Origin of the sequence: Candidatus Fusobacterium pullicola, from assembly GCA_018883725.1 — a bacterium.
GTDB classification, from domain to species: domain Bacteria; phylum Fusobacteriota; class Fusobacteriia; order Fusobacteriales; family Fusobacteriaceae; genus Fusobacterium_A; species Fusobacterium_A pullicola.
The window spans coordinates 1-4,141 of sequence record JAHLFN010000040.1; the positions used below are offsets into that span (position 1 = coordinate 1).

Sequence of the window (4,141 nt, forward strand, 5' to 3'; positions counted from 1 at the left end):
ATCAAATACATTTCTTCTATATTTTACTACAAGAACTAAGCGATAATACAGCAAAAATACTGAATGACAATTACTATCTAACTCCATTGTTTTTACTCCTATTTTTATATATCTACTGATTATATTATATCACTTTGTCTTCTAAAAAACAATAGGGCAATTCATCGCACCATCTATAGAGGTGGGCGACTTCTTGCCCGTTAGGTTAAAAGAAAAAATATCAATATAACAAAAGAGTGGTAATCTCCACTCTTTTAAAGTATCTGTAATTTTTCTTTTAATGCTTCTTGTAATAATTTTGAAAAGTTAACTTTTCTTTCAATACCTAAATCATTTAGCCATTTTGGTAAAGTTAAAGTTTTTTTTATTAATTTATTGTCATATTTTTTCTTAAATTCAAGCATATCTGCTTGTATCATTACTATATGCTCTCCTTTATTTAACTTTATATTTTCTAAGTCTGATATAGCCGGTACCTCTTCTAGAGTGCTTAAATTTAATTCAAGACAATCTTTAGCCATATATAAAGCTTCTTTAAAATCATTACCACAAGTAAATGCTCCATCTAAATCTGGAAAGCTAACACTATAACTTCCATCTTCCTCTTTTGTAAAAATGGCTGGATATATTTGTTTATCCTTCATTTTACCACCTCTTTTTTTAGTTTTGCGATAATTTCTTTTGACGTCATATTCCCTCCATCGCACCATTATTTTAACACGTGTATTAATACGTGTCAATAGATTTTAACAACAAAAAACCACTAGACTAGCTAGTGGCTCCTTGTTGTTTGTTATCTAATATATAAAATATTTTGGGGAAAGATTTATTATGTATTAATAGTATCATATAATTATGACAAACTTGTTACAGATTAATTATAAATTTTTCCTACTCTTCTCCATTTTTCTTTTCGAAGCTAATTAAGATTGGAGAACCATCAAACCCAAAGGCTTCTCTAAATTTATTCTCAATATATCTTGCATATGAGAAGTGAATTAGCTCTGGATAGTTACAGAACAGAGCAAATCTTGGTGGTGCAACAGATACTTGTGTAGCATAGTTAATTTTTACAACTCTACCTTTTCTTGTAGGTGGATTATTCATAAGTACAGCTTCCTTAAGTACTGTATTTAGGATACCAGTAGATATTCTCTTGTTGTACTCTTCAAATATCTGATCTGCTATCTCTAAAAGTTTTGTTGTTCTTTGTCCAGTAAGAGCTGATACGAACTCTATTGGAGCATAAGATAGGAACGGTAACTCTGCATAAAGTTTCTCTCTCATCTTCTCCATAGTATTAGATTGCTTGTCTACTAAGTCCCATTTGTTGACTACCACAATTATAGGCTTTAACTCTTCAGCAGCTATTCCAGCTATTCTCTTATCTTGCTCACTTAGCCCCTCTTTACCATCTAACATAAGTAAACATACATCTGCTCTTTTGATAGTTTTAATCGCTCTAAGTACTGAATAGTATTCTAAGCTCTCCTCTACCTTTGATTTTCTTCTGATACCAGCAGTATCTATTATCATATATTTTTTCTCATCATACTCTACAATAGTATCTATAGCATCTCTTGTAGTACCAGCTATATCACTTACTATTGTTCTCTCTTCTCCAGCAAGTCTATTTACAAGAGAAGATTTTCCAGCATTTGGCTTACCTATGATAGCAAGTTTTAATACATCCTCTTCCTCTTCAGGAATATCGATCTTCTTTATCATATCAGTTACCATATCTAGCATATCCCCAAGGTTTACCTTGTGTCCTCCAGATATTGGTATTAGATGTTCAAATCCTAATGCCCAGAAATCATATACATCATCTTGTTGCTCTAAGAAGTTATCTATCTTGTTTACACAAAGTATGATTGGTTTATTCTTCTTTCTCAGAATATATGCTATCTCTTCATCTAATGGATTTACTCCACATTTTCCATCTACAACAAATAGGATTACGTCTGCTTCATTCATAGCAACCTCTGCTTGTTGTTTAATCTTTGTCATCATAAAGTCATTGTTTCTTGGCTCTAGTCCTCCAGTATCTACTACTACGAACTCAGTTCCATTCCACTCAGTCTCTCTATAAAGTCTATCTCTTGTAACCCCTGGCATGTCATCAACGATTGCCACTCTATCTCCTACTAGGTTATTAAATAGCGTTGATTTTCCTACGTTTGGTCTTCCAACTATTGCAACAATAGGCTTCATCTTTTACCTCCCTATCTCTTTTTCTCTTTATTATTAAAGTTTTTCTTTACCTGTTTAAAATTTGTTTTTTTACTATTTGGTTTATCATTAGTTTTACTCTTACTCTCACTCTTAGTTTTTACACTCTTCTCCTGTGGTATAACTATATCTTTTTGTCTTTGCTTCCTTCCATTATCTTTTTCTACAAACATTTTCTTTCTAGTAAATGGATTTATCTCTGTATAGTACATAAGAGTAGAATATGTAGATGGTGTCGGAGTAAATATCTGTACCTGCTCTGGATTAACTTTCAATTCAGCAGAAGCAAATCTTTTCAGATCTAACATATCTTTTTCATCACACCCAGGATGAGCAGCTATAAGGTAGTATGTTAAAAATTGCTTCAATCCATATTTCTCATTTACCTTATAAAATCTATCTTTGAACTCCTTAAGTGATGCTTTTCCATCTTTTCCCATAAGTGATAGAACCTTATCTTCAGTATGCTCTGGTGCTATCTTCATCTGTCCAGATACATGATCCTTTACCAGCTCTTCAAGATAAAGTTGTCCACACTTACTATCATCTAAAATCATATCATATCTTATTCCAGATGCAATAAATATTTTTTTAATTTTATCTATTTTTTTCAATCTTCTTAGAAGTTCTATCTGTCTACTATGGTCTATCTTCAATGCTGGACACTTCTTTGGATATAGACATCTTCTATCTGGGCAAGCTCCTAATTTTAACTTTTTAGTACACTCCACTTGATACATATTGGCAGTCGGTCCACCAACATCTGATATATACCCCTTAAATTTTGGAGCTGATGCTATCTCTTTTATCTCCTCTACGATTGAATCCTCACTTCTAGATACCACAGTACGCCCTTGATGGATAGCTATAGCACAGAAGTTACACTCCCCATAACACCCTCTATGTGTTGTTACAGAGTTTCTTATTGTATCCAGTGCTCTTACCTCACCTATACTTCTATAATATGGATGTACCTCTCTTTCAAAATCCATTGAATATATCTCATCTAACTCATCAGATGTAAAATTTTCACTTGGAGGATTTTGTATAAGATATCTATCTCCACACTTTTGGCATAGCCCCTTAGCAGTTATTGGATCACAGTTTAAATAGAAACTATTGAAAGCATCTATAAACTTAAACTTATCAGCTACACACTCCTCATATGATGGTAACTCCACATAGCTTTCATTCTTATCCTTAGCTATATAGCATAGCCCTCTTATACCTCTCCACTCTCTTCCACCTTTTAAGGCTCTAGCTAGTGCTAGCATAGATTTTTCTCCCATTCCATAAGATAGGATATCTGCCTTAGCATCAAAAATTATTGGTCTTCTTAGAGAGTTACTCCAGTAGTCATAGTGTGTAATTCTTCTCAAACTTGATTCTATTCCACTTATTACTATTGGAATATCATAGTTTTTAAAATATCTTTTTATCAAGTTTGTATATGCTATTACAGCTCTATCTGGTCTTCTATTATTCTCTCCTCCAGGAGTGAAATCATCCTGTTTTCTCTTCTTTTTTGTAGCTGTATAGTTAGCTACCATAGAGTCTACACACCCACCAGATATTGCCCAATATAATTTGGGAACTCCCAATCTTTTTATATCCTCATCACTGTTTATATCTGGTTGAGCTATTATTCCTACTTTGAACCCATGTTTTAATAGCCATTTTCCTATAACAGCACTACCATTGTATGAACTATCTATATATGTATCTCCAGATACTAAAATTATATCTAACTCTTCCCAACCTAATTTTCTTACCTCTTCCATTGTAGTAGGTAAAAACATAATATCACCTAATCCTTTATTCTTTACCCCTTATTGTATCATATTTTATAAAAATTTACGAACTATTTTTTTGTAAAAAAAGAGAGAGGGATTTTACAAATTGACATCTT

4 protein-coding genes are annotated in these 4,141 nt (G+C 32.6%); all 4 read right to left on the reverse strand.

From position 1 onward, the window contains the following. Positions 1-87 (reverse strand): IS200/IS605 family transposase (locus IAA47_04615; protein ID MBU3842253.1); only part of this gene is annotated, 87 nt, incomplete at its 3' end. 167 nt (positions 88-254) lie between these two features. Then, complete coding sequence (locus IAA47_04620; GenBank protein ID MBU3842254.1) at positions 255-644, reverse strand: type II toxin-antitoxin system HicB family antitoxin; 390 nt, start codon at positions 642-644, stop codon at positions 255-257. Positions 645-891: 247 nt separating this feature from the next. Beyond that, positions 892-2,214 carry a ribosome biogenesis GTPase Der gene (gene der / locus IAA47_04625; protein ID MBU3842255.1) on the reverse strand — a complete coding sequence of 441 codons (1,323 nt, stop codon included), beginning with the start codon at positions 2,212-2,214 and terminating at the stop codon, positions 892-894. An 11-nt stretch (positions 2,215-2,225) separates the two neighbouring features. Then, positions 2,226-4,031 carry a YgiQ family radical SAM protein gene (locus IAA47_04630; protein MBU3842256.1) on the reverse strand — a complete coding sequence of 602 codons (1,806 nt, stop codon included), beginning with the start codon at positions 4,029-4,031 and terminating at the stop codon, positions 2,226-2,228. Between the last annotated feature and the right edge of the window lie 110 nt (positions 4,032-4,141).

Excerpts from the sequence above, each read along its gene's own strand:
- der (MBU3842255.1), bottom strand. The coding sequence starts at position 2,214 with ATGAAGCCTATTGTTGCAATAGTTGGAAGACCAAACGTAGGAAAATCA.
- IAA47_04620 (MBU3842254.1), bottom strand. The coding sequence starts at position 644 with ATGAAGGATAAACAAATATATCCAGCCATTTTTACAAAAGAGGAAGAT.
- IAA47_04630 (MBU3842256.1), bottom strand. The coding sequence starts at position 4,031 with ATGTTTTTACCTACTACAATGGAAGAGGTAAGAAAATTAGGTTGGGAA.